Source organism: Microbulbifer okhotskensis, from assembly GCF_023895975.1.
Classification (GTDB): domain Bacteria; phylum Pseudomonadota; class Gammaproteobacteria; order Pseudomonadales; family Cellvibrionaceae; genus Microbulbifer; species Microbulbifer okhotskensis.
The window spans coordinates 64,209-81,718 of record NZ_JALBWM010000004.1; the positions used below are offsets into that span (position 1 = coordinate 64,209).

Annotated in this window: 19 protein-coding genes; 7 read left to right on the plus strand and 12 right to left on the minus strand. The window is 53.1% G+C overall.

Annotated elements, in window-relative coordinates; all coding sequences use genetic code 11:
* Window positions 1-39 precede the first annotated feature (39 nt).
* A protein-coding gene (locus tag MO867_RS01750; protein WP_373565857.1) for an IS5 family transposase occupies window positions 40-991 on the plus strand; the annotation gives its coding sequence in 2 pieces (ribosomal slippage) (window positions 40-207 and window positions 209-991; 951 coding nt in all).
* A 370-nt stretch (window positions 992-1,361) separates the two neighbouring features.
* Here the strand turns inward: MO867_RS01750 and MO867_RS01755 are convergent.
* Genes MO867_RS01755 through MO867_RS01765 form a run of 3 tightly spaced genes read right to left on the minus strand, consistent with a single transcriptional unit; the run spans window position 1,362 to window position 4,547 of the window.
* Window positions 1,362-2,195, minus strand: coding sequence for a hypothetical protein (locus MO867_RS01755; protein ID WP_252464223.1), 834 nt, complete (start codon window positions 2,193-2,195; stop codon window positions 1,362-1,364).
* Window positions 2,192-2,464, minus strand: a complete 273-nt coding sequence (locus MO867_RS01760; RefSeq protein ID WP_252464224.1) for a YheV family putative zinc ribbon protein — start codon at window positions 2,462-2,464, stop codon at window positions 2,192-2,194. The genes MO867_RS01755 and MO867_RS01760 overlap by 4 nt, the downstream gene beginning before the upstream one ends.
* A 34-nt stretch (window positions 2,465-2,498) precedes the next feature.
* Complete coding sequence (locus tag MO867_RS01765; protein WP_252464225.1) at window positions 2,499-4,547, minus strand: M3 family metallopeptidase; 2,049 nt, start codon at window positions 4,545-4,547, stop codon at window positions 2,499-2,501.
* A gap of 65 nt (window positions 4,548-4,612) precedes the next feature.
* Between MO867_RS01765 and MO867_RS01770 the strand changes: the two genes are divergently transcribed.
* The 3 genes from MO867_RS01770 (at window position 4,613) to MO867_RS01780 (ending at window position 6,706) form a co-directional block, all read left to right on the plus strand.
* Window positions 4,613-5,167: a gamma carbonic anhydrase family protein gene (locus MO867_RS01770; RefSeq protein ID WP_252464226.1), complete on the plus strand. Its 555-nt coding sequence runs from the start codon at window positions 4,613-4,615 to the stop codon at window positions 5,165-5,167.
* A gap of 19 nt (window positions 5,168-5,186) precedes the next feature.
* Window positions 5,187-6,101 carry a LysR family transcriptional regulator gene (locus tag MO867_RS01775; RefSeq protein WP_252464227.1) on the plus strand — a complete coding sequence of 305 codons (915 nt, stop codon included), beginning with the start codon at window positions 5,187-5,189 and terminating at the stop codon, window positions 6,099-6,101.
* 86 nt (window positions 6,102-6,187) lie between these two features.
* On the plus strand, window positions 6,188-6,706 hold the full coding sequence (locus MO867_RS01780; RefSeq protein WP_252464228.1) for a carboxymuconolactone decarboxylase family protein: 519 nt from the start codon (window positions 6,188-6,190) through the stop codon (window positions 6,704-6,706).
* A 32-nt stretch (window positions 6,707-6,738) separates the two neighbouring features.
* Here the strand turns inward: MO867_RS01780 and MO867_RS01785 are convergent, their stop codons facing one another.
* From MO867_RS01785 to MO867_RS01825, 9 genes are all read right to left on the minus strand, one after another.
* Window positions 6,739-7,140, minus strand: coding sequence for a hypothetical protein (locus tag MO867_RS01785; RefSeq protein WP_252464229.1), 402 nt, complete (start codon window positions 7,138-7,140; stop codon window positions 6,739-6,741).
* Between the two features lie 16 nt (window positions 7,141-7,156).
* Window positions 7,157-7,990 (minus strand): shikimate dehydrogenase, encoded by an 834-nt coding sequence (gene aroE, locus MO867_RS01790; RefSeq protein ID WP_252464230.1) that lies wholly within the window; start codon window positions 7,988-7,990, stop codon window positions 7,157-7,159.
* Window positions 7,987-8,436 (minus strand): DUF6841 family protein, encoded by a 450-nt coding sequence (locus tag MO867_RS01795; protein WP_252464231.1) that lies wholly within the window; start codon window positions 8,434-8,436, stop codon window positions 7,987-7,989. The genes aroE and MO867_RS01795 overlap by 4 nt, the downstream gene beginning before the upstream one ends.
* Window positions 8,437-8,466: 30 nt before the next feature.
* Entirely contained in the window at window positions 8,467-9,372 is a 906-nt protein-coding gene (hemF, locus tag MO867_RS01800; RefSeq protein ID WP_252464232.1) for an oxygen-dependent coproporphyrinogen oxidase, read from the minus strand.
* A gap of 28 nt (window positions 9,373-9,400) precedes the next feature.
* Window positions 9,401-9,967, minus strand: coding sequence for an L-threonylcarbamoyladenylate synthase type 1 TsaC (gene tsaC, locus MO867_RS01805; RefSeq protein ID WP_252464233.1), 567 nt, complete (start codon window positions 9,965-9,967; stop codon window positions 9,401-9,403).
* Window positions 9,968-9,980: 13 nt separating this feature from the next.
* Window positions 9,981-10,496 (minus strand): 5-(carboxyamino)imidazole ribonucleotide mutase, encoded by a 516-nt coding sequence (gene purE / locus MO867_RS01810; protein WP_252464234.1) that lies wholly within the window; start codon window positions 10,494-10,496, stop codon window positions 9,981-9,983.
* 155 nt (window positions 10,497-10,651) lie between these two features.
* Complete coding sequence (locus MO867_RS01815) at window positions 10,652-12,085, minus strand: catalase (protein WP_252464235.1); 1,434 nt, start codon at window positions 12,083-12,085, stop codon at window positions 10,652-10,654.
* A gap of 77 nt (window positions 12,086-12,162) precedes the next feature.
* Window positions 12,163-13,323, minus strand: coding sequence for a DNA-processing protein DprA (gene dprA, locus MO867_RS01820; protein ID WP_252464236.1), 1,161 nt, complete (start codon window positions 13,321-13,323; stop codon window positions 12,163-12,165).
* Window positions 13,324-13,405: 82 nt separating this feature from the next.
* Entirely contained in the window at window positions 13,406-14,476 is a 1,071-nt protein-coding gene (locus tag MO867_RS01825) for a LysM peptidoglycan-binding domain-containing protein (RefSeq protein ID WP_252464237.1), read from the minus strand.
* A gap of 182 nt (window positions 14,477-14,658) precedes the next feature.
* On the opposite strand from MO867_RS01825, the gene def reads away from it, so the two are divergent.
* From def to rsmB, 3 genes are all read left to right on the plus strand, one after another.
* Window positions 14,659-15,165, plus strand: a complete 507-nt coding sequence (gene def, locus MO867_RS01830) for a peptide deformylase (RefSeq protein WP_252464238.1) — start codon at window positions 14,659-14,661, stop codon at window positions 15,163-15,165.
* A 74-nt stretch (window positions 15,166-15,239) separates the two neighbouring features.
* Window positions 15,240-16,187 carry a methionyl-tRNA formyltransferase gene (fmt, locus tag MO867_RS01835; RefSeq protein WP_252464239.1) on the plus strand — a complete coding sequence of 316 codons (948 nt, stop codon included), beginning with the start codon at window positions 15,240-15,242 and terminating at the stop codon, window positions 16,185-16,187.
* A 2-nt stretch (window positions 16,188-16,189) separates the two neighbouring features.
* Entirely contained in the window at window positions 16,190-17,497 is a 1,308-nt protein-coding gene (rsmB, locus tag MO867_RS01840; protein ID WP_252464240.1) for a 16S rRNA (cytosine(967)-C(5))-methyltransferase RsmB, read from the plus strand.
* The last annotated feature ends 13 nt before the right edge of the window (window positions 17,498-17,510 follow it).

The following is a 17,510-nucleotide window of genomic DNA, read 5'->3' on the forward strand; positions in this document are numbered from 1 at the left end:
TTGGTAGTATTCAGTTACCCGTCAAGACTACGATAGATCATGCACCAAGTCACCTTTGCCGAAGCAGAATACAATCTAAAGCGCCGTATAACTCGCCGAGAGAAGTTTCTTTCTCAGATGGATACCCTCATCCCATGGCAGCGACTAGAAGCTCGGATAACACCTTGTTATCCACGAGGCAAACGTGGCCGGCAGCCGTATCCATTGATGTGTCATGCTCCGCATTCACTGTATGCAGCTGTTTTACAATCTCAGCGACCCTGCTATGGAAGATACCCTCTATGAAATTGAATCAATGCGTAATTTCGCTGGATTGACTTTGAGTGGCCCAATTCCCGACGAGACAACGATTCTTAACTTTCGCCACTTATTGGAGTCCAATCAGCTGAGTACAGCTCTATTTGAGGAAATAGATAAGCATCTCGCGGGGAATGGCCTGGCACTGCGTGAAGGTACCATTGTAGATGCCACGATTATCTCCGCACCAACTTCGACGAAGAATAAAAAGAAGGAGCGCGACCCAGAAATGCATCAAACTAAAAAAGGGAATCAGTGGCACTTTGGTATGAAGATGCACATTGGTACAGATGACACCCTTGGGCTCATACATAGCCTCGACATAACAGCCGCTAACCAGCATGACATTACCGCAACAGGTAAATTGCTACATGGTAAAGAGAAGCGTGTTTGGGGAGACTCTGGCTACACGGGTGCGGAAAAGCGCGAAGAGCTTAAATCTAAAGAGGTGGAGTGGCACATTGCAGAGAAACGAAGTCGCTTGAAACATCGTCCGGGGCGTGCTGAGTTGAGAAAGGTAGAAAAAATAAAGGCGCAGATTAGGGCAAAAGTAGAGCACCCATTCCGATATATAAAAAATATCTTCGGGTATGGAAAAGTACGCTATCGAGGTTTAGAAAAAAACGCTCAGCGCTTGTACCTCTTGGCAGGCTTCACCAACTTGTTAATTGGGAAAAAATATCTGGTGACCTAGGGTCAGTGCGCCCAAAATCTGTAAAATGCGGATTTTGGGCAATAGAAATGGAGATAAATACGCATGGAAACCTGAGTTTCGACTAAAAAATAAGCGTTTTTTGATTTTGTAAAAGGTGATGAAGGAGTAGAAGCTGCTTTTCAGAGCTTCCCTAGATAATTCTTGACGCGCGATTATCGCAAAATATACGTTACATTACTCAAAAGGACGTTAACTGAGGAGTAATCTATATTCTTACAGGTTAGAGCACAAAATAAACCACCTCTAAATCCTTATTACAGAGATGTCCCAGAAAACACAAGAAAAATTATCTCAGGATGGTAAATACTGAGCGGGTATAATTATAAATTAAAAAGCCAGCTCGCCATTTTTAAAGACTTGAAGATTGAACCTGCTTATGCACTAATATTTGTTTAAAATTAGCATAAAAAGGCCCCTCTCCCTGCATTACGGCACCATATATACCTTCAACTTCTTCTCTCAAGCCCTTTTTATAGAAGAATAAGCTGCCATTTCTGGCGCTATAAGACTTTGGGTTTTCTGCCATAACTTTATAAAACTGGGAAACTCTTTCCAGATAGGTATCTACTTGCCTTTTTGAAAAACTACCCTTTTGATAGTAATCAAGAACCTCAGAACTTATCTGTTGCAGTACTGCTTCCCTATCCTGCTTGGAGAATCGGTACGCCTTAAGTTGAGTATTGATATCTCGCCGCAGATCTTTCATATAGCGGTCAGCCGCTTCTGAGGACTCATATAATGCGTTAATTACTTTTTTTCTTTTCCGCAGTGCGCCTCGATCTTTCAAAGCTTTAACATTGGTAATATCAGCTGAAGCGAAATCCCCCAGTGGGTGGAAAATGGTAACATGCTGTAAATTACTGTTTCTGGTTAATTTTCCACACATTTTAACCGCGTAATTCCAATTCTCATAAGGCGCATCATCGAGTATCTTTGCCGGGAGCGCCTCAATCTTGGCATTCAGGCGTTTTTCTTCTTCAATATAGAAGTCAGGCTGCTCTTTCCAGTTATTAGCCTGTAACCTAAACAGAGTTAAAATACCCTGATTGACACAACTTGTCAGCAGATGTGCCGTTTGCTCTCTTTGCCGCTCCTTATTTTTTCGATAGTGATCCAGGCCGTACAAGCCCAAAACCATTAGAGCAACCAAAACCACCAGTGCTAATAAATATATTTTTTTCACTTTTTTCTATTACTTGTGGGCTGGATTAATGCCACTGTCTGCTCGTGAACCTCTTTATCTTTAGTTAAGCGAGTCGACAATTCTGCTGGCCCTGACTGCAACCGAATTTCATCCTTAAACCCACAGGAAACACATTCCCGGTAATTTTTCCCGTCCATGAGATAGTTAATGATTTTGTCCATTTCACTACATCGGGGACACACGGCTCCAGCGATAAATCTTTTTTTTACAGCCTTACCAGGCTGAGGGGAACTTTCTTTTTTCATCATGATTACTACTCAATATTTCATGATACACAGTCCCTTATGAGGGACTGATATTCAACTCCTGCTGCTCTATACCGGAGTGGCGCAACAGGGCATCTATGTTAGGTTGACGGCCTCTAAAGTGTACAAATAGGTCCAGTGCATCGCGGCTGCCACCCTGCTCCAGTATATTGTGGAGGAATTTTTCACCGGTTTTACGATCAAAAATGCCCTCTTCCTCGAAGAGCGAGAAAGCATCTGAGGAGAGCACTTCTGCCCACTTGTAACTGTAATAGCCTGCTGCGTAACCACCGGCAAAAATATGGCTAAAAGCGTGCTGGAATCGGTTCTCAGAAGCGATTGGCACTACGGCGACCTCCTCGCGCACCTCGTCCAAAAGTAACTGTACCTGTTCTGCTTTCAGCGGTGCGTCACTGGCATGCAGACGGAAATCAAACAGTGCAAATTCTAGCTGACGCACAGTAAACATTGCTGATTGGAAATTTTTTGCAGCAAGCATTTTTTCCAGTAGAACCTCGGGAAGAGGCTCCCCAGTTTCATAGTGTGCAGAAATCATAGCGATTGCCTGCGGTTGCCAGCACCAATTTTCCAGAAACTGGCTGGGCATTTCCACTGCGTCCCAAGCCACACCGTTAATACCGGAAACCGCTGCTACATCAATCTGTGTCAGCATATGGTGCAGACCGTGGCCAAACTCGTGGAACAGTGTAGTCACTTCGGTATGGGTAAGCAGCGAAGGCATAGCGCCAACTGCCGGACTGAAGTTACAGACGAGGTACGCGATAGGCAGCTGCAGGCCCTCTGGTGTTTGACGGCGGCTGCTAACCGTATCCATCCAGGCACCGCCTCGTTTCTTTTCACGCGCAAAGGCGTCCAGGTAAAAGCCCGCGATCTTTTCGCCATTTTTAAGCAACCAGAAGAACTGTACATCCGAATGCCAGGTGGCGATGTCGGTGCCTTCTTCAACCGTCACAGCAAATAGTTTTTCAACCACCGTAAACAAACCGCTCAGCACCTTGGCATAGGGGAAGTAGGGGCGAAGCTCCTCTTGACTAATGGCATAGCGCTGCTGTTTTAGTTTTTCCCCTACCCAGGCGATATCCCAGGGTTGTAGCGCATCGACATTGAGCTTATCCGTAGCGAATTCACGTAACTCAGAGATTTCACTGCGTGCAGCAGGCTTAGCGCGCTCAGCCAGGTCATTGAGAAACTCCAGCACCGCCTCGGCATCTGCTGCCATTTTGCTGGCCAGGGAGAATTCAGCATAGTTTTTCATTCCGAGTAGATTAGCTTGCTCTGCGCGTAACGTGAGAATGGCCTCCATGACCTCAGAATTATCGTATTCGCCTCCCTGGGGCCCAGTATCCGAGGCGCGGCTGATAAAGGCAGTATGTACCTCTCGGCGCAATTCCCGATTTTCAGCATGAGTCATTACCGCCAAATAGCTGGGGCCTTCAAGAGTAATCAGCCAGCCGTCCAGGCCCTTGGCCTCTGCAGCACTGTGTGCAGCGGCCAGTGCCGTTTGCGGCAATCCGAATAGTTGGGACTCATCTTCTGTGTGCCAGGTCCAGGCGCTGGTCGCGTCCAGAACATTGTTGGCAAACTGGCTGGACAGTTCTGCCAAGCGCCGGCTGTTCGCGGCAAACTGTTCGCGGGCTTGCCCCTGTAATCCAACACCGCTCAGCTCAAAGTCTCGCAAGCCCAGTTCGATCGACTGCTTGCGTGGCTGCTGCCAATTTTCAAATTCAGCGGACTGGGCCAGTTGGCGATAGACGTCGTAAAGTGCACGATTTTGTCCCAGCTCGGTCCAGTAAGCGGTCACTTGAGTGAGACCCGCCTCATAGGGCGCCCGCCATTGGCCACTCAGCACACTGTTAAGGTGGCTTACCGGCGAGAACGCCTTATTGAGTTGATCCTGAGCCTGTTCCAATGGCACCAACGTATTCTCCCAACTCGGCGCCTTCAATCCCTGTTGCAAGGTTTGCTCACACGTCTTCACAAGCTCGGCAATGGCCGGTTCCACCAGCTCTGGCTCAAGTTTTTCAAAAGGGGGCAACAGTGGGATATTCAACAGTGGATTGGACATACAAGACTCTGTGCTCGAATTAGGATAACGCTATGATAGAGGATTCATTGTACAGGAGCTTCTTTATGTCCCCACTGCGTAGCCACGATAATTCCCTTGGCGAGAAATTTCCGCAACTTGGCGACAGCGTGTATATCGATCCTCAATCGGCCGTGATCGGCGATGTTATTCTCGGGGACGATTGCTCCGTATGGCCGATGGCCGTTGTACGCGGGGATATGCATAAAGTTCGTATCGGCGCGCGCACCAGTGTACAGGATGGAGCCGTGTTACATATCACCCATGCCGGACCGTTTAATACTGACGGTTGGCCACTGACCATCGGTGATGATGTCACCATCGGTCACAACGCCTGCTTGCACGGTTGTACCATCGGCAACCGGGTTTTGGTTGGAATTGGTTCTATCGTACTTGACGGCGCAACGATTGAAGACGAGGTGGTACTAGCAGCAGGGGCCTTGGTTCCGCCGGGAAAAACCCTTGAAAGTGGCTACCTCTACGTCGGAGCTCCCTGTAAAAAGGCTCGCCCTTTATCCGACAAAGAAAAGGCTTTCTTCCGCTATTCCGCTGAAAATTACGTTCAGTTAAAAGATCAATACCGCCTAAAAGAACAACCTTAACCTGGGACCTGCCACCAGTATGCTCAACCTGAACATGGACCAGCTTCATATTTTTATTCGCGCCTGCGAAATGGGGTCTTTTTCTGCGGTGGCCAGAGAGCTGGGGCGGGCTCAGTCTTCGGTCAGCCATCAAATCCAAAACCTGGAGTTGGACTTGGGACTGGTGCTGTTCGATCGCGAGGGGAAATACCCTCGGCCCACTGCCGCTGCATTAGCATTACTTCCCTTAGCGCGCCAATCGTTAGGACAGTTGCACCGCTTTCAGCAAGCTGCAGACTCATACGAGCGCGGTGAGGAATCTTCGCTCAATATTTTGTTTGAAGAGCTAGTGATGCCGGACAGACTCAACGATATGTTGGCTAGCTTCGGCAATCGCTTCCCCCACACGCAACTGCAATTGAGCAGTACCAGCGGTGAGGACGCGGTTGCCCGAGTGGCTCGAGGAGAAGCGAATTTTGCTTTTGTGACCTCAAGAGACAGTTATCCCAACGCTCTCGATTTTACTAATCTGGGTCAACAAAGGGTGTTGAGCCTGGCTTGCCCCGAACATCCCCTGGCACAGCAAAATCAATCTTCCCTGGGAGAGGCAGCCCGCCATCGACAGATTGTTACGGCATCGGACGCCCACCGGCACCGCTGGCAACTGTCGGCACAGATGTGGAGTTGTGATTCTCTGCTTCAGGCGCTGGACCTGGCGTGCAAAGGCATCGGTTGGGTCAACGCCCCCTATGAGCTGGCGCGGCCTTTCCTGAAAAGTGGCAGGCTGATCGAACTCAATTTAACCAATGCACTCAATACCTGGTGCCTGGGGGTCGATCTGCTCTGCGCCAACCAAATCCCTCGGGGCTCAGCTGGCCAGTGGTTTGCGCGAGAGGCCCGTCGCCTCTACGGGAACTATTACAGCCCACCTATCGAAATTACCGATAGAAACTAACTTTCACCTATCAAATTTTTACATAAAAATTGGCTTCGGTGGCTGAGAGCCATTGATCAAATCTGCTGACACCTGGAGCCGATATTATGTCCACACAACAACACCTTGAGGAAATGGAGACCTTCTCGCGTAAATATCAATACGATATGAATTACCTGCGGGAATTTCTTGAAAGCAGCCCGGAAGGGTTTGAGAAGTTCGCCAATTTCAAGCCACTGGCGATGCACCGGGAGTTTCTGCCCCGAGACGTATTTTGGGTGAGTAAGATCGCCGCGATGCAAGTGGCCGACTGTGGCATGTGCCTGCAACTCAATGTGCGTATGGCGCTGGAGGAGGGCGTTGAAGCGCGCTTAGTCAAAGCTTGCATTCAGGGCGGCAGTGGCCTGCCCGAGAACCTCAAGGATATTTTTGATTTTGCGACAGCTGTGGCCAGTTACAAGGCCATTGATCCGACGCTAAGCCAACGTATCGACACGCAACTCGATAGGAGACAGCGTATCGAAATGGGCGTCAGTGTGGCGACCGCCTCTGTGTTCCCTACCATCAAGCGGGCAATGGGTGAGACCCAGAGCTGCAGCCTGATGGATATTGAATTGAAACTATAATTCGAGTCAGGGCCCTGGGGGTTCTGGGCCCATTATTTACCCTGTAAACGCAGCAGGGCCGATGCAGCGATGCCGCCAATAGCGCAGGCGAGGATAATGACCAGGGGTGTCATCTGACCCAAGATCAAGGCGCCGTAGTCATAACCTCGCTGAGGCAGGAGGTATAAGAGCATTAACCCTGCCGGTAACAATGACAATAGAGCCCCGCGCATCAGCCAGGCATTTCGCCAGGGCAGCAAAAACAGCAGACCAAATACGCCCCCCCAGACCACACGCTGATACAGGTAGGCGTTGCTGAGCGACGGTGCTAGATCGACACCCAGCCACTGAGTAATACCGTAGTGGCCCATAGCCCAGAGGCCCAAGGCATAGCAAAGACCGCCGAAGCTGCCTACTGCAAAACAAATCGACAGGTTTCGCACAATTTCACGCACAACGTTTTCTCTCTTATTATTTATGGCTTGTTTTATTCAGGTCCTGGCGCAGCTTGGCCCTCACTGGAGTCGTTTTAGGACGCACACCGCGCCACAAAAAAAATGACTCCGCGGCCTGTTCTACCAACATCCCCTGACCATCGGCGACATCCGCACCCTGGGCCTGAGCCCAATGGCTAAAGGGCGTTAAGTCTGCCCCATACATCATGTCATAGGCTTTGCCTTGATCAGCGACACATCCTTCTGGCAGGGGTGGCAACACCTTGTCCAGGCTGGCGGAACTCGCGTTAATAATCAGGTCGTAACAGCCTCTCAATGCCTCTAGGCCACCACCACTCAGCTCGCCTAACTGAGAGAATTCTGCGGCAAGCTGCACAGCCTTTTCTGCGGTTCGGTTGGCGATATGTAAATGTGTTGGCTGCGCGGCGAGCAATGGCAAAAGTGCACCTCTGGCAGCCCCGCCAGCCCCCAGCAAAAGAATTTTCTTACCTCTGATTTGCCAACCGAGATTGTTGCAGATATCGAATACCAAGCCAGCGCCATCGGTGTTATCACCGAGAATTTCGCCCTTTTCATCCAGTAGCAGTGTATTTACTGCACGGGCAGAGGCCGCTCGATCCGTTAAGGTATCCGCCAGCTCAAAGGCTTCCAACTTGAAAGGAACAGTAACGTTGAGCCCCCGGCCACCTTCAGCGAAAAAACTGCGCGCAAAGTCGGCAAAACCATCCAGGGGAACAAGTTGTTTGCTATATACAATATCCTCGCCGGTCTGCGCAGCAAAGGCGCTGTGGATCTGTGGCGAGAGAGAATGTTTTATAGGATTACCGACGACCGCATAGCGCTCACTCATCGCTGCGCCCTCTTGCGCGCACGTGCCGCTTCGCGGATTTTGGCGCTCTCATCGACGATTATCAGGCCATCTATTTGCAGACTCTCACCGGCCTCGGTGATTAAATAGCGAGTGTGGGAGCTGTACAGCTCAATGGCTTTGTCATCTCCTTGTGGGTGCAGCAGAGTCCAGCGCACGCTGGCCAGCGTGCAGTAGTCATTGAGTTCGATCACCTCAGTAACCGTACCGAGGATCTGACAGACACCAAGGCGACAATAGGCATTCAGTAACTTGGCGACCTGCTGGATAAATTCATCGCGGTTCACTGAAAGTTTGACACCATCTTCCCGATAGTAGAGCAAGGGGAAACGATAAAAGTCTGCTATCTGCTCGACATCTCCTGTCTCAAAGTGCCGTCTGTAATCGAGGAACAAAGAATTGATACCTTCCAGTCGCGATGGTTGCACAGCAAACCTCCTTTGTGACAAGTTGCCTGTCTATACCCAGTCTCTATGCGGGAGGAAATCCGTATACAGCTTTTCCTCTGCTGAGCCCGGCTCCGGTTGCCAGTCGTATTTCCAGCTCACCTGTGAAGGCAGAGACATCAGGATTGACTCTGTACGCCCACCACTTTGCAGTCCAAACAGTGTACCGCGATCAAATACCAGGTTGAATTCCACATAACGGCCGCGGCGATAGAGTTGGAAATCCCGTTCGCGCTCACCGTATTCAATGTCTTTGCGTTTCTGCACTATAGGTAGATAAGCATCCAGGTAACTGTCGCCAATGGCACGTATCAGCGCAAAAGCGTTGTCGTAGCCTCCTTCATTGAAATCATCAAAGAAAAGTCCACCAACTCCGCGGGCCTCGTCCCGATGTTTCAGGTAAAAATACTTGTCGCACCATTGCTTGAAGCGCGGGTAGACATCACTCCCAAAGGGCTCACAGGCGTTCTTGGCAGTTTGGTGCCAGTGCTCTACATCTTCCTGAAAACCGTAATATGGTGTGAGGTCGTAACCGCCCCCAAACCACCAAACCGGCTCCATTCCTGGCTTTTTAGCAACAAATAGCCGTACGTTCGCGTGGCTTGTCGGCACATAGGGGTTACGCGGGTGAATCACCAGAGATACTCCCATCGCTTCAAAAGAGCAGCCGGCAAGTTCTGGTCGATTCGCGGTAGCAGATGGCGGCAGTCCCTCCCCGTAAACGTGGGAGAAATTCACTCCGCCTTTTTCGATCAAAATGCCCTCTTCCAGAACCCGAGTTCTACCGCCACCACCACCGGACCTGTCCCAGTTATCTTCGCGAAATAGCTGACCATCTTCCTGTCCCAGCGCACTGCAGATGCGATCCTGTAGATCGAGCAGGTAGGCCTTTACTTCCTTGGTATCAATTTCACTCATATGCGAACACTACGTCTCTGTTTTGAGATCAGACACTCGCCCTCAGCACACGGCCGCTAAGCAGATCGCGAATCTCACTGGGGGCGCTGCGGCTTCCGGTTGCGCCACCGCCGACGAAATCGAGGCTGCTACCGAAATAACGCAGTACCTGGTATTTGTTTCGGGCGGGCTGAGCCCCGGCCGGATTGGCAGAAGTGGATACAATAGCACCACCAAAGGCGCGCGTTAACGCTGCGGTGAACGGATGGTCGGTACAACGCAGGGCTACGGATCTGTGCATACCACAAACCCAGGAGGGTATTCGATCCCGATGAGGTAAAAGCCAGGTCACGGGCCCCGGCCAACTCCCGTCCAGCCGTTTCTGTTGCTCATCGCTGAGATTTTCCAGAAAGGGGGCGAAGTGGGTTGTGTCACCGGAGACCAGGATCAGCCCCTTTTCCAGCGGGCGGTGCTTGAGTTCCAGTAAGCGCCTGACGGCCTGTAGGTTGTTGGGATCACAGGCCAGCCCCCACACAGACTCTGTGGGGTGGGCAATAACACCACCCGCCGCCAGGGCGCGGACGGCCTGTTTTACGGCGAGGGGTGAGTACTTCATCGCAACGCTTGTCTTACTTCGCGTTGCGCTGTTGCAAATCTTTTTGCAGCTGCGCGTCCTTGGCGATAATCGCCTCGGCGTTGGCACGACGTTCATCTACCAGTTTCTGATGCATTTCTGCGTCAGAAGAGCCAATGATCTGAGCGGCCAAGTAGGCAGCGTTTTTAGCGCCAGCTTTGCCAATCGCAACCGTTGCCACAGGGATACCACCGGGCATTTGAACGGTAGAGAGCAGCGCGTCCAGGCCATCCAGGGACCCATTGATCGGTACACCAATCACAGGTTTCAGGGTGGTGGCAGAAACAGCACCGGCCAGGTGAGCGGCCATACCTGCAGCACAGATAAATGCTGCGCAACCACGCTTGTCAGCATCGGTAACATAGCTGTGGGTGGCTTCAGGGGTGCGGTGGGCAGAGGTAACTTTCACCTCAAATGGAATATCGAATTTCTCCAGAACACCAAAGGCGGCTTCCATTACTGGCAGATCGGAGTCGGACCCCATCAGGATCGCTACAAAAGGCTTGCTCATTTCAACTCTCTTTGCTGTCAAAGCGGGGGAAGCGCGGCAATCTAGCGGATTGCGCTGCCGGGCACAAGTTGTAACCGCCGCACTCCCCTTATCGATTCGCTCTCACCAAAAGATCGTGACATTCTGCGCACAACGCCTGTGGAATTTCTCTCAGGTCACAGCGCCGCATTCACTCCTGTCGCGTAGTCCGGATGCACCTTGCTAAACTCGGTCAGTTGTCGCTGCACTATTTCATCCGGCACACCCGCCATCGCTTCTGCGATATTGCGGTACAGGCGCTGCTTTTGCTCTTCATCGAAAAGATTATATAGGGCCCGCACCTGGCTGTAGTCATCATTGCCTTTACGGTGATCATATCGATCAGCTGCCCCCGAAACGGGTAGCGGAGGCTCCATCGCTGTCCGGTCCTCTTCGGCACCAGAAAAACTATTAGGCTCGTAGAAAGCATCCGGGTTGCCGCTGCGGATACCGGTGCTGTTCATTTCACCATCGCGATAATAATTGTGCACAGGACAGCGCGGCGCATTTACAGGGAGACTTTCATAGTGGGTGCCGAGGCGATGGCGGTGGGCATCGGCGTAAGAAAAAATACGCGCCTGCAACATCTTGTCCGGTGAGAAGCTAATACCGGGCACTATATTGGAAGGGGAAAAAGCCGCCTGCTCGATTTCGGCAAAATAGTCTTCAGCATTCCGGTTCAGCTCCATGGTGCCCACGTCGATAGGGGGAAATTCGGCGTGGGGCCAAACCTTGGTCAAGTCAAAGGGATCGAAGGGGAGTTGCCCCGCGTCGGCCTCTGGCAGTATCTGCACCTGCACTGTCCACTTGGGGCAATCACCCACTTCTATCGTGCGGTACATCGTCTCCTGGTAGCTTTCTCGGCTTTGCCCGACCACCGTTTCAGCCTCAGTGTTGGTGTAGTGTCTGTGGCCCTGCTGGGTCTTGAAGTGAAACTTCACCCAGAAGCGCTCACCGACTTGGTTCCACAGAGAGTAAGTGTGGGACCCGTAGCCATTCATATGCAATGGGGATATCGGTAAACCTCGATCAGAAAAAAGAATAGTGACCTGATGAAGGCTTTCCGGGCACAGAGACCAAAAGTCCCACATGGCTGTGGGGGAGCGTAGGTGCGTGCGCGGATGTCGCTTTTGTGTATGGATAAAATCCGGGAACTTGTAAGGATCGCGTACAAAGAAAACCGGCGTATTATTGCCGACCATATCCCAGTTGCCCTCCTCGGTATAAAACTTCACCGCAAATCCGCGTACATCCCGCTCCGCATCAGCGGCACCCAGCTCACCGGCCACCGTCGAGAAACGAGCCAGTAGCGGCGTCTCCACACCCATCTGTAATACCCGCGCACAGGTGTAGCGAGATATATCCCCGGTAACCCGAAGAATACCGTAGGCCCCCCAACCTTTAGCGTGTACAGCGCGTTCGGGGATACGCTCGCGATTCTGGTGAGCCAGCTTTTCTAACAGCTGGTAGTCCTGCATTAAGAGGGGACCACGCGGCCCCGCGGTGAGACCGTTTTGATTATCCGGTATGGGCGCACCGGCATCGGTGGTGAGTTTTGGTTTGTCCGCCATGGTCAACCTCCGGTATTGGAATCCCCTGAGTATTGACGCACCTATCAATCTGCGCGAACCCAGCGGCGGCTACACCTTCACTCGATATCCTCTGCTGTTTCCACAACTGACAATGCTTGGGAATAGGCGCTGCCTTTTAACGTCAATTGATACCCACCGGGCAGTTGTTCCACCAGGCCGTCCAACTCCATTTGCATCAGCAGCGCCATTAACTCTCCCGAGCCTTCGCCGCTATCGCGGGCCAGTACTTCGATACTGCGGGGGCCACCGATCAGGGCATCGATCAATAACTGCTGGGATGCGGGCAGCCGTTCTACCGCAATAGTATCGGTGACGGTGGGCACGGCTAACAGTCCACCCAACTGACTGGCGATATCTCCACTCGTTTCCACCAGCGTAGCGCCCTCCTTGATCAGGTGATGACAGCCACGGGCCATCGGATTGTGAATGGAGCCAGGGATAGCGAAAACTTCGCGATTTTGTTCCAGGGCCAGACGCGCTGTTATCAGTGAGCCGGAGCGTAACGCAGCTTCCACCAGTAACACCCCCATGGAGAGGCCACTAATGATTCGGTTGCGTCTGGGAAAGTTTTTTGCTTCGGCCCGAGTGCCGATGGGCAGCTCACTGACTAAAGTGCCCCCCGCGCTGAGCATATCCGCAGCCAGGGTGCGGTTGTGCCTCGGATAAATGCAATCTACCCCACTGCCCAGCACTGCAATCGTGCTGCCACCGCCCTGCAGGGCACCGCGGTGGGCGGCCGCATCGACACCCAGTGCCAGGCCTGAAGTAATGGCAAATCCGGCCGAGGCCAGCTCTGCAGCAAATGCCCGCGCATTATCCAGCCCAGCAACGGTAGCGCGACGTGCACCGACCATCGCTATCTGCGGGCGGTGCAGAGCTGTTTTGTCTCCACGAACGTAGAGGATAGGGGGAGGTCGAGAGATTTCTGCCAATAGCGGGGGGTAGTCACTGTGACAATGACAAACTAATTCCACTCCCAGCTCTGCACAGCGAGCGCGCTCCTCTTCCACCCAAGCAATTAATTCGCTACATGCCTCTTTTTGCGAGAACTCACGCCATTGAGATTGAGCGCGAACGGGTAACTTGTGTAATAGCGCCTGGGGAAATTGATACAGCGCTTCGACCGAACTGGGAAAGTGCTCCAAAAGCTGCCAATAGCGGGCCGGACCTATGCCCTCCAAACGCAGCAATGCCATGCTGGCGGTTAACGCATCCATGCGACATACCATTACTCTGTCTTGAAGAAATCGCAGCAGGGCAAACAGCAACGCCTGCCGCGGGATTAATACCGCGGTCTCGCTAAGGGTTGCGCACCAAGTCCATCACTGCCAGCGGCCGTCGCGCATCCAGAATCAGAGCGAGGCTCATTTTCTCAAAGGTGCGAAATACCATCATTTCGCCAGCGCGCTCATCGGGAAGCTTTACGCTGTCACCGGCAATGCGGTCGCGCACCACAGAACCACTCTTGTACACAGCCAGGACATTGCCCGCTTGCAGCCCGTCGCGATCACCGGCGTTTAGTATCACCACATCAAATTTACCAATCTGGCTAACGCCTTCATCGACTCCCACAATCAGGCTGTCGACTGTGATGCTCGGCGCACTGGGGTGAAACAGGGCGTCGATCGAACGTTCTTCCACCGGCATCAGACGATCTTCCAGGCGAATCTCCCGCGAAGTATTGCGCACGCCCATGGTCGCCACAGAAAAACCGGGGAGGCTGTCCGGATCCAATTGCAGCAGATCCACAGCGCCCACCCCGAGGGCTTGGCGCCCGAGGATTTCGCCGGTAAGTGGGTCCTCAAAAACAGGGCCAGGGCGATAGAGTCCATAGGAGGGCAATGGCGCACCAAAGTCACCGCGGGCATAAAGGGTGTCACCCGAGCCCATTAGGATATGGTTGTCGGAGCCAGAAACCACATAAGGTGTCCCTTCAAAGGCGCCGGGTTCGACGATACGGGTGCGCGATAAAAAGGCATTGATCGCATCCAACGGAATCGCTGGAATCGCATCCTCTACCGCTTGGCGGCGGACCTGGGGAGATAGGCGATTACCGTCGGCTCCCGGCGACAGGTGGTAAGCGCGGGGACCGCGCTGTAACTGCAACTGCGGCTGGCCATCGACGTAAACCAGGTACAGGCTGTCTCCGGGATATATCAGGTGTGGGTTTTCCACCTGAGGATTCACCTGCCAGATCTCCGGCCAGTACCAGGGCTGAACCAAGAACTGGCTGGAAATATCCCAAAGCGTATCGCCCTTTTGCACCACGTAGGCATCGGTGTGGCCGGGGTTCAGACGAACTTGATCCTGAGCTTCGACGCCAAAGGCAACCGCTAACATCGAAACCGCGGCCAGGATAATTTTTTTCATGGAAGCATTCCTATGCTCTTTATCGCTATAATTCTCAGCGCCGGGTCACTCCCGCAAGGAGAGTGAGACCGGACCCGGGCGCGCAGCGCTGGCAAAACAGGGGTCCACTCGGTAAATTTTGAGCGCGATCATAATGTTATCAGCGCACGTTCAACGAATACTAGAAGTTTGTCACAGGTGTTATGGCTAAACTCGAGATACTGGAATTTCCCGATCCGCGTCTGCGCGAGGTCGCTAAACCCGTCGCTGAAGTGACCGACGCTCACCGCCAACTGCTCGACGACATGTTTGAAACCATGTACGACGCGCCCGGCATCGGCCTCGCCGCTATTCAGGTCCATGTGCAGGAACGTATTGTCGTGGTTGATATATCCGAAGATGGCAGCGAACCTTTCGGTTTTATCAACCCGGAGATCGAAGTGCTGGACCCGGAGATCCATCAGTACGATGAGGGTTGCCTGTCGGTGCCCGGTTTCTATGAAACCGTGGAACGTCCGCGCAGAGTGCGCGTAAAGGCTCTTGATCGTAACGGTGAGCCTTTTGCTATGGAGGCAGAGGGATTGCTGGCAGTGTGCATTCAGCATGAAGTCGACCATCTGGACGGCAAACTGTTTGTGGATTACATCTCCCCGCTCAAGCGCAACCGCATTCGCTCCAAACTGGAAAAGTCCCAGCGCCGTCGCGCCTGATCCGCGCAGACCACAGGAGCCCGGAGCTGCCCGATGCCGGCAGCTTCCCTACCTTATTATCTGAGAGCAAGCCAGTGAACATTCTCTTTGCCGGCACGCCGGACTTTGCCGCCGTGCACCTGCAATCCCTGCTCGACAGTGAGCACCATGTTATCGCCGTTTACACTCAGCCAGACAGACCCGCCGGGCGCGGTAAGAAGCTGCTTGCCAGCCCGGTAAAACAGCTGGCGCTCTCTCACGATATCCCGGTGTATCAACCCCTGAGTCTGCGCGATGAAAGCGCGCAAGCGGAGTTGAAAGCGCTCGGGGCAGATATCATGATTGTGGTGGCCTATGGCCTGATACTGCCCCAGGCAGTATTGGATACCCCGCGACGGGGTTGCATCAACGTACACGCCTCGCTGCTGCCGCGCTGGCGCGGTGCCGCGCCCATTCAGCGGGCAGTCCAAGCCGGCGACAACGAAAGTGGCGTGGCCATCATGCAGATGGAAGCCGGACTGGATACCGGGCCGGTATTGATAGAGAGTCGCTGCGCAATCACTGATACCGATACCGGTGGCAGCCTGTATGACAAGCTGGCCGAACTCGGCGGACCATCTCTCCTCAAGGCCCTGGCATTGCTGGAAAGCGGCAATGCCAACCCACAACTACAAGATGATACGCGGGCCAACTACGCCAATAAAATCACTAAGGAAGATGCGCAAATTGACTGGCAGCGCCCCGCCGAGGAACTGCATCGGCTGATACGCGCCTTTAATCCTTTCCCGGTATGTTGGACGACATATCAGGACAAAAAAGGCGAGCAGCGCCTGCGCATCTACAGTGCTGCGCTTGAACGCGGCTGTCACAGCGATCAACCCGGCACTATTCTCGCCTGCGATGACGAGGGCATCCTGGTGGCCTGTGGCCGCGAGGCCCTGCGGCTGCAATTACTACAACTGCCGGGCAAGAAAGCACTGCCCGCGGCAGAAATTTTGAAAGGCTACCGGGAGCAATTTACCCCGGGCACACAACTGGGATAATTATGAGCAGAGATGTACGCGCTGTGGCCGCCCGAGTCATTACCGCATTACTGGAAGAGCGTGGCTCGCTGGCAAGATTGTTGCCGGCAGCTGAGGACAAAGTGGAAGAGCGCGATCGCTCTCTATTGCGAGAACTCTGTTATGGTTGCGCCCGCACCGCACCACGCCTGCAACTGATCGCCGCAAAGCTGCTGCGCAAGAAGCCCACCGATGCCGCAGTCAACGCACTGATCCTGTTGGGGCTCTACCAGCTCGAGTACACACGCATTCCCGATCACGCCGCGATCTCCGCCACCGTCAATGCTGCACGCAGTCTGGGTCTCGATCGCGCTACCGGCGTGATTAATGGGGTGCTGCGCAACGCCCTACGCAACGCTGAGCAATTACAGCGCAAACTGTCCGGCAACCCACAGTTCAGTTCCATGCACCCGGCTTGGCTGCAACAACAAATCAAGGCTGCCTGGCCCAGCCAGGCGTCGGACATCTTCCGCGCCAACAATACCAACCCACCCATGACTCTGCGGGTAAACACCGCCAAAATCTCCCGCGCCGAGTATCTGCAACAACTGGACGACACCGGACTGTCCGCCGAGGCTTGTGCTATTTCACCAGTGGGTATCACCCTGGTCGAGCCGGTATCAGTAAACATACTGCCGGGCTTTGCCGAGGGCTTAGTAAGTGTGCAGGATGAATCTGCACAACTGGCAGCCCTGCTGTTAGCCCCATTTGAAGGTGCCCGAGTACTGGATGCCTGTGCCGCACCAGGTGGCAAAAGCTGTCATCTGTTGGAGCAACAAGCTTCCATTCACTTGAGTGCACTGGATATTGAGGAAACGCGTCTGGTTCGGATAGAGGAAAATCTACAACGCTGTGGACAGCATGCAGAATTGATCTGTGCCGATGTTACACAGCCAGATGCCTGGTGGGACGGACAGCAGTACGATCATATTCTATTGGATGCACCCTGCTCAGCAACCGGGGTTATTCGCCGCAATCCGGATATCAAACTGCTGCGTCGTGAAACCGATATTGTCGAGCTAGCGACATTACAAAGCAAAATCCTGCGCACTCTGTGGCCACTACTCAAACCCGGCGGTCAGTTGGTCTACGCCACCTGCTCCAGCCTACCCACAGAAAATAGTGAAGTCGTCGCCGCGTTCATTGCGGACACTGAAGATGCGAGCGACAATACTCCTGAACAGCTGAACGATAAGCCCTGGGGAGAGAAACAAGTTGCGGGTATGCAGCTTCTTCCCCAAACCGGTGGCGGTGACGGTTTCTACTACGCTCTGCTGAGCAAAGCCGAATAACAGCGGCACTAGC

Bases quoted from the DNA above. Each gene is read 5' to 3' on its own strand.
- MO867_RS01760 (WP_252464224.1), bottom strand. From the start codon at position 2,464: ATGATGAAAAAAGAAAGTTCCCCTCAGCCTGGTAAGGCTGTAAAAAAA.
- MO867_RS01765 (WP_252464225.1), bottom strand. From the start codon at position 4,547: ATGTCCAATCCACTGTTGAATATCCCACTGTTGCCCCCTTTTGAAAAA.
- MO867_RS01770 (WP_252464226.1), top strand. From the start codon at position 4,613: ATGTCCCCACTGCGTAGCCACGATAATTCCCTTGGCGAGAAATTTCCG.
- MO867_RS01775 (WP_252464227.1), top strand. From the start codon at position 5,187: ATGCTCAACCTGAACATGGACCAGCTTCATATTTTTATTCGCGCCTGC.
- MO867_RS01780 (WP_252464228.1), top strand. From the start codon at position 6,188: ATGTCCACACAACAACACCTTGAGGAAATGGAGACCTTCTCGCGTAAA.
- aroE (WP_252464230.1), bottom strand. From the start codon at position 7,990: ATGAGTGAGCGCTATGCGGTCGTCGGTAATCCTATAAAACATTCTCTC.
- hemF (WP_252464232.1), bottom strand. From the start codon at position 9,372: ATGAGTGAAATTGATACCAAGGAAGTAAAGGCCTACCTGCTCGATCTA.
- tsaC (WP_252464233.1), bottom strand. From the start codon at position 9,967: ATGAAGTACTCACCCCTCGCCGTAAAACAGGCCGTCCGCGCCCTGGCG.
- purE (WP_252464234.1), bottom strand. From the start codon at position 10,496: ATGAGCAAGCCTTTTGTAGCGATCCTGATGGGGTCCGACTCCGATCTG.
- MO867_RS01815 (WP_252464235.1), bottom strand. From the start codon at position 12,085: ATGGCGGACAAACCAAAACTCACCACCGATGCCGGTGCGCCCATACCG.
- dprA (WP_252464236.1), bottom strand. From the start codon at position 13,323: ATGGATGCGTTAACCGCCAGCATGGCATTGCTGCGTTTGGAGGGCATA.
- MO867_RS01825 (WP_252464237.1), bottom strand. From the start codon at position 14,476: ATGAAAAAAATTATCCTGGCCGCGGTTTCGATGTTAGCGGTTGCCTTT.
- def (WP_252464238.1), top strand. From the start codon at position 14,659: ATGGCTAAACTCGAGATACTGGAATTTCCCGATCCGCGTCTGCGCGAG.
- rsmB (WP_252464240.1), top strand. From the start codon at position 16,190: ATGAGCAGAGATGTACGCGCTGTGGCCGCCCGAGTCATTACCGCATTA.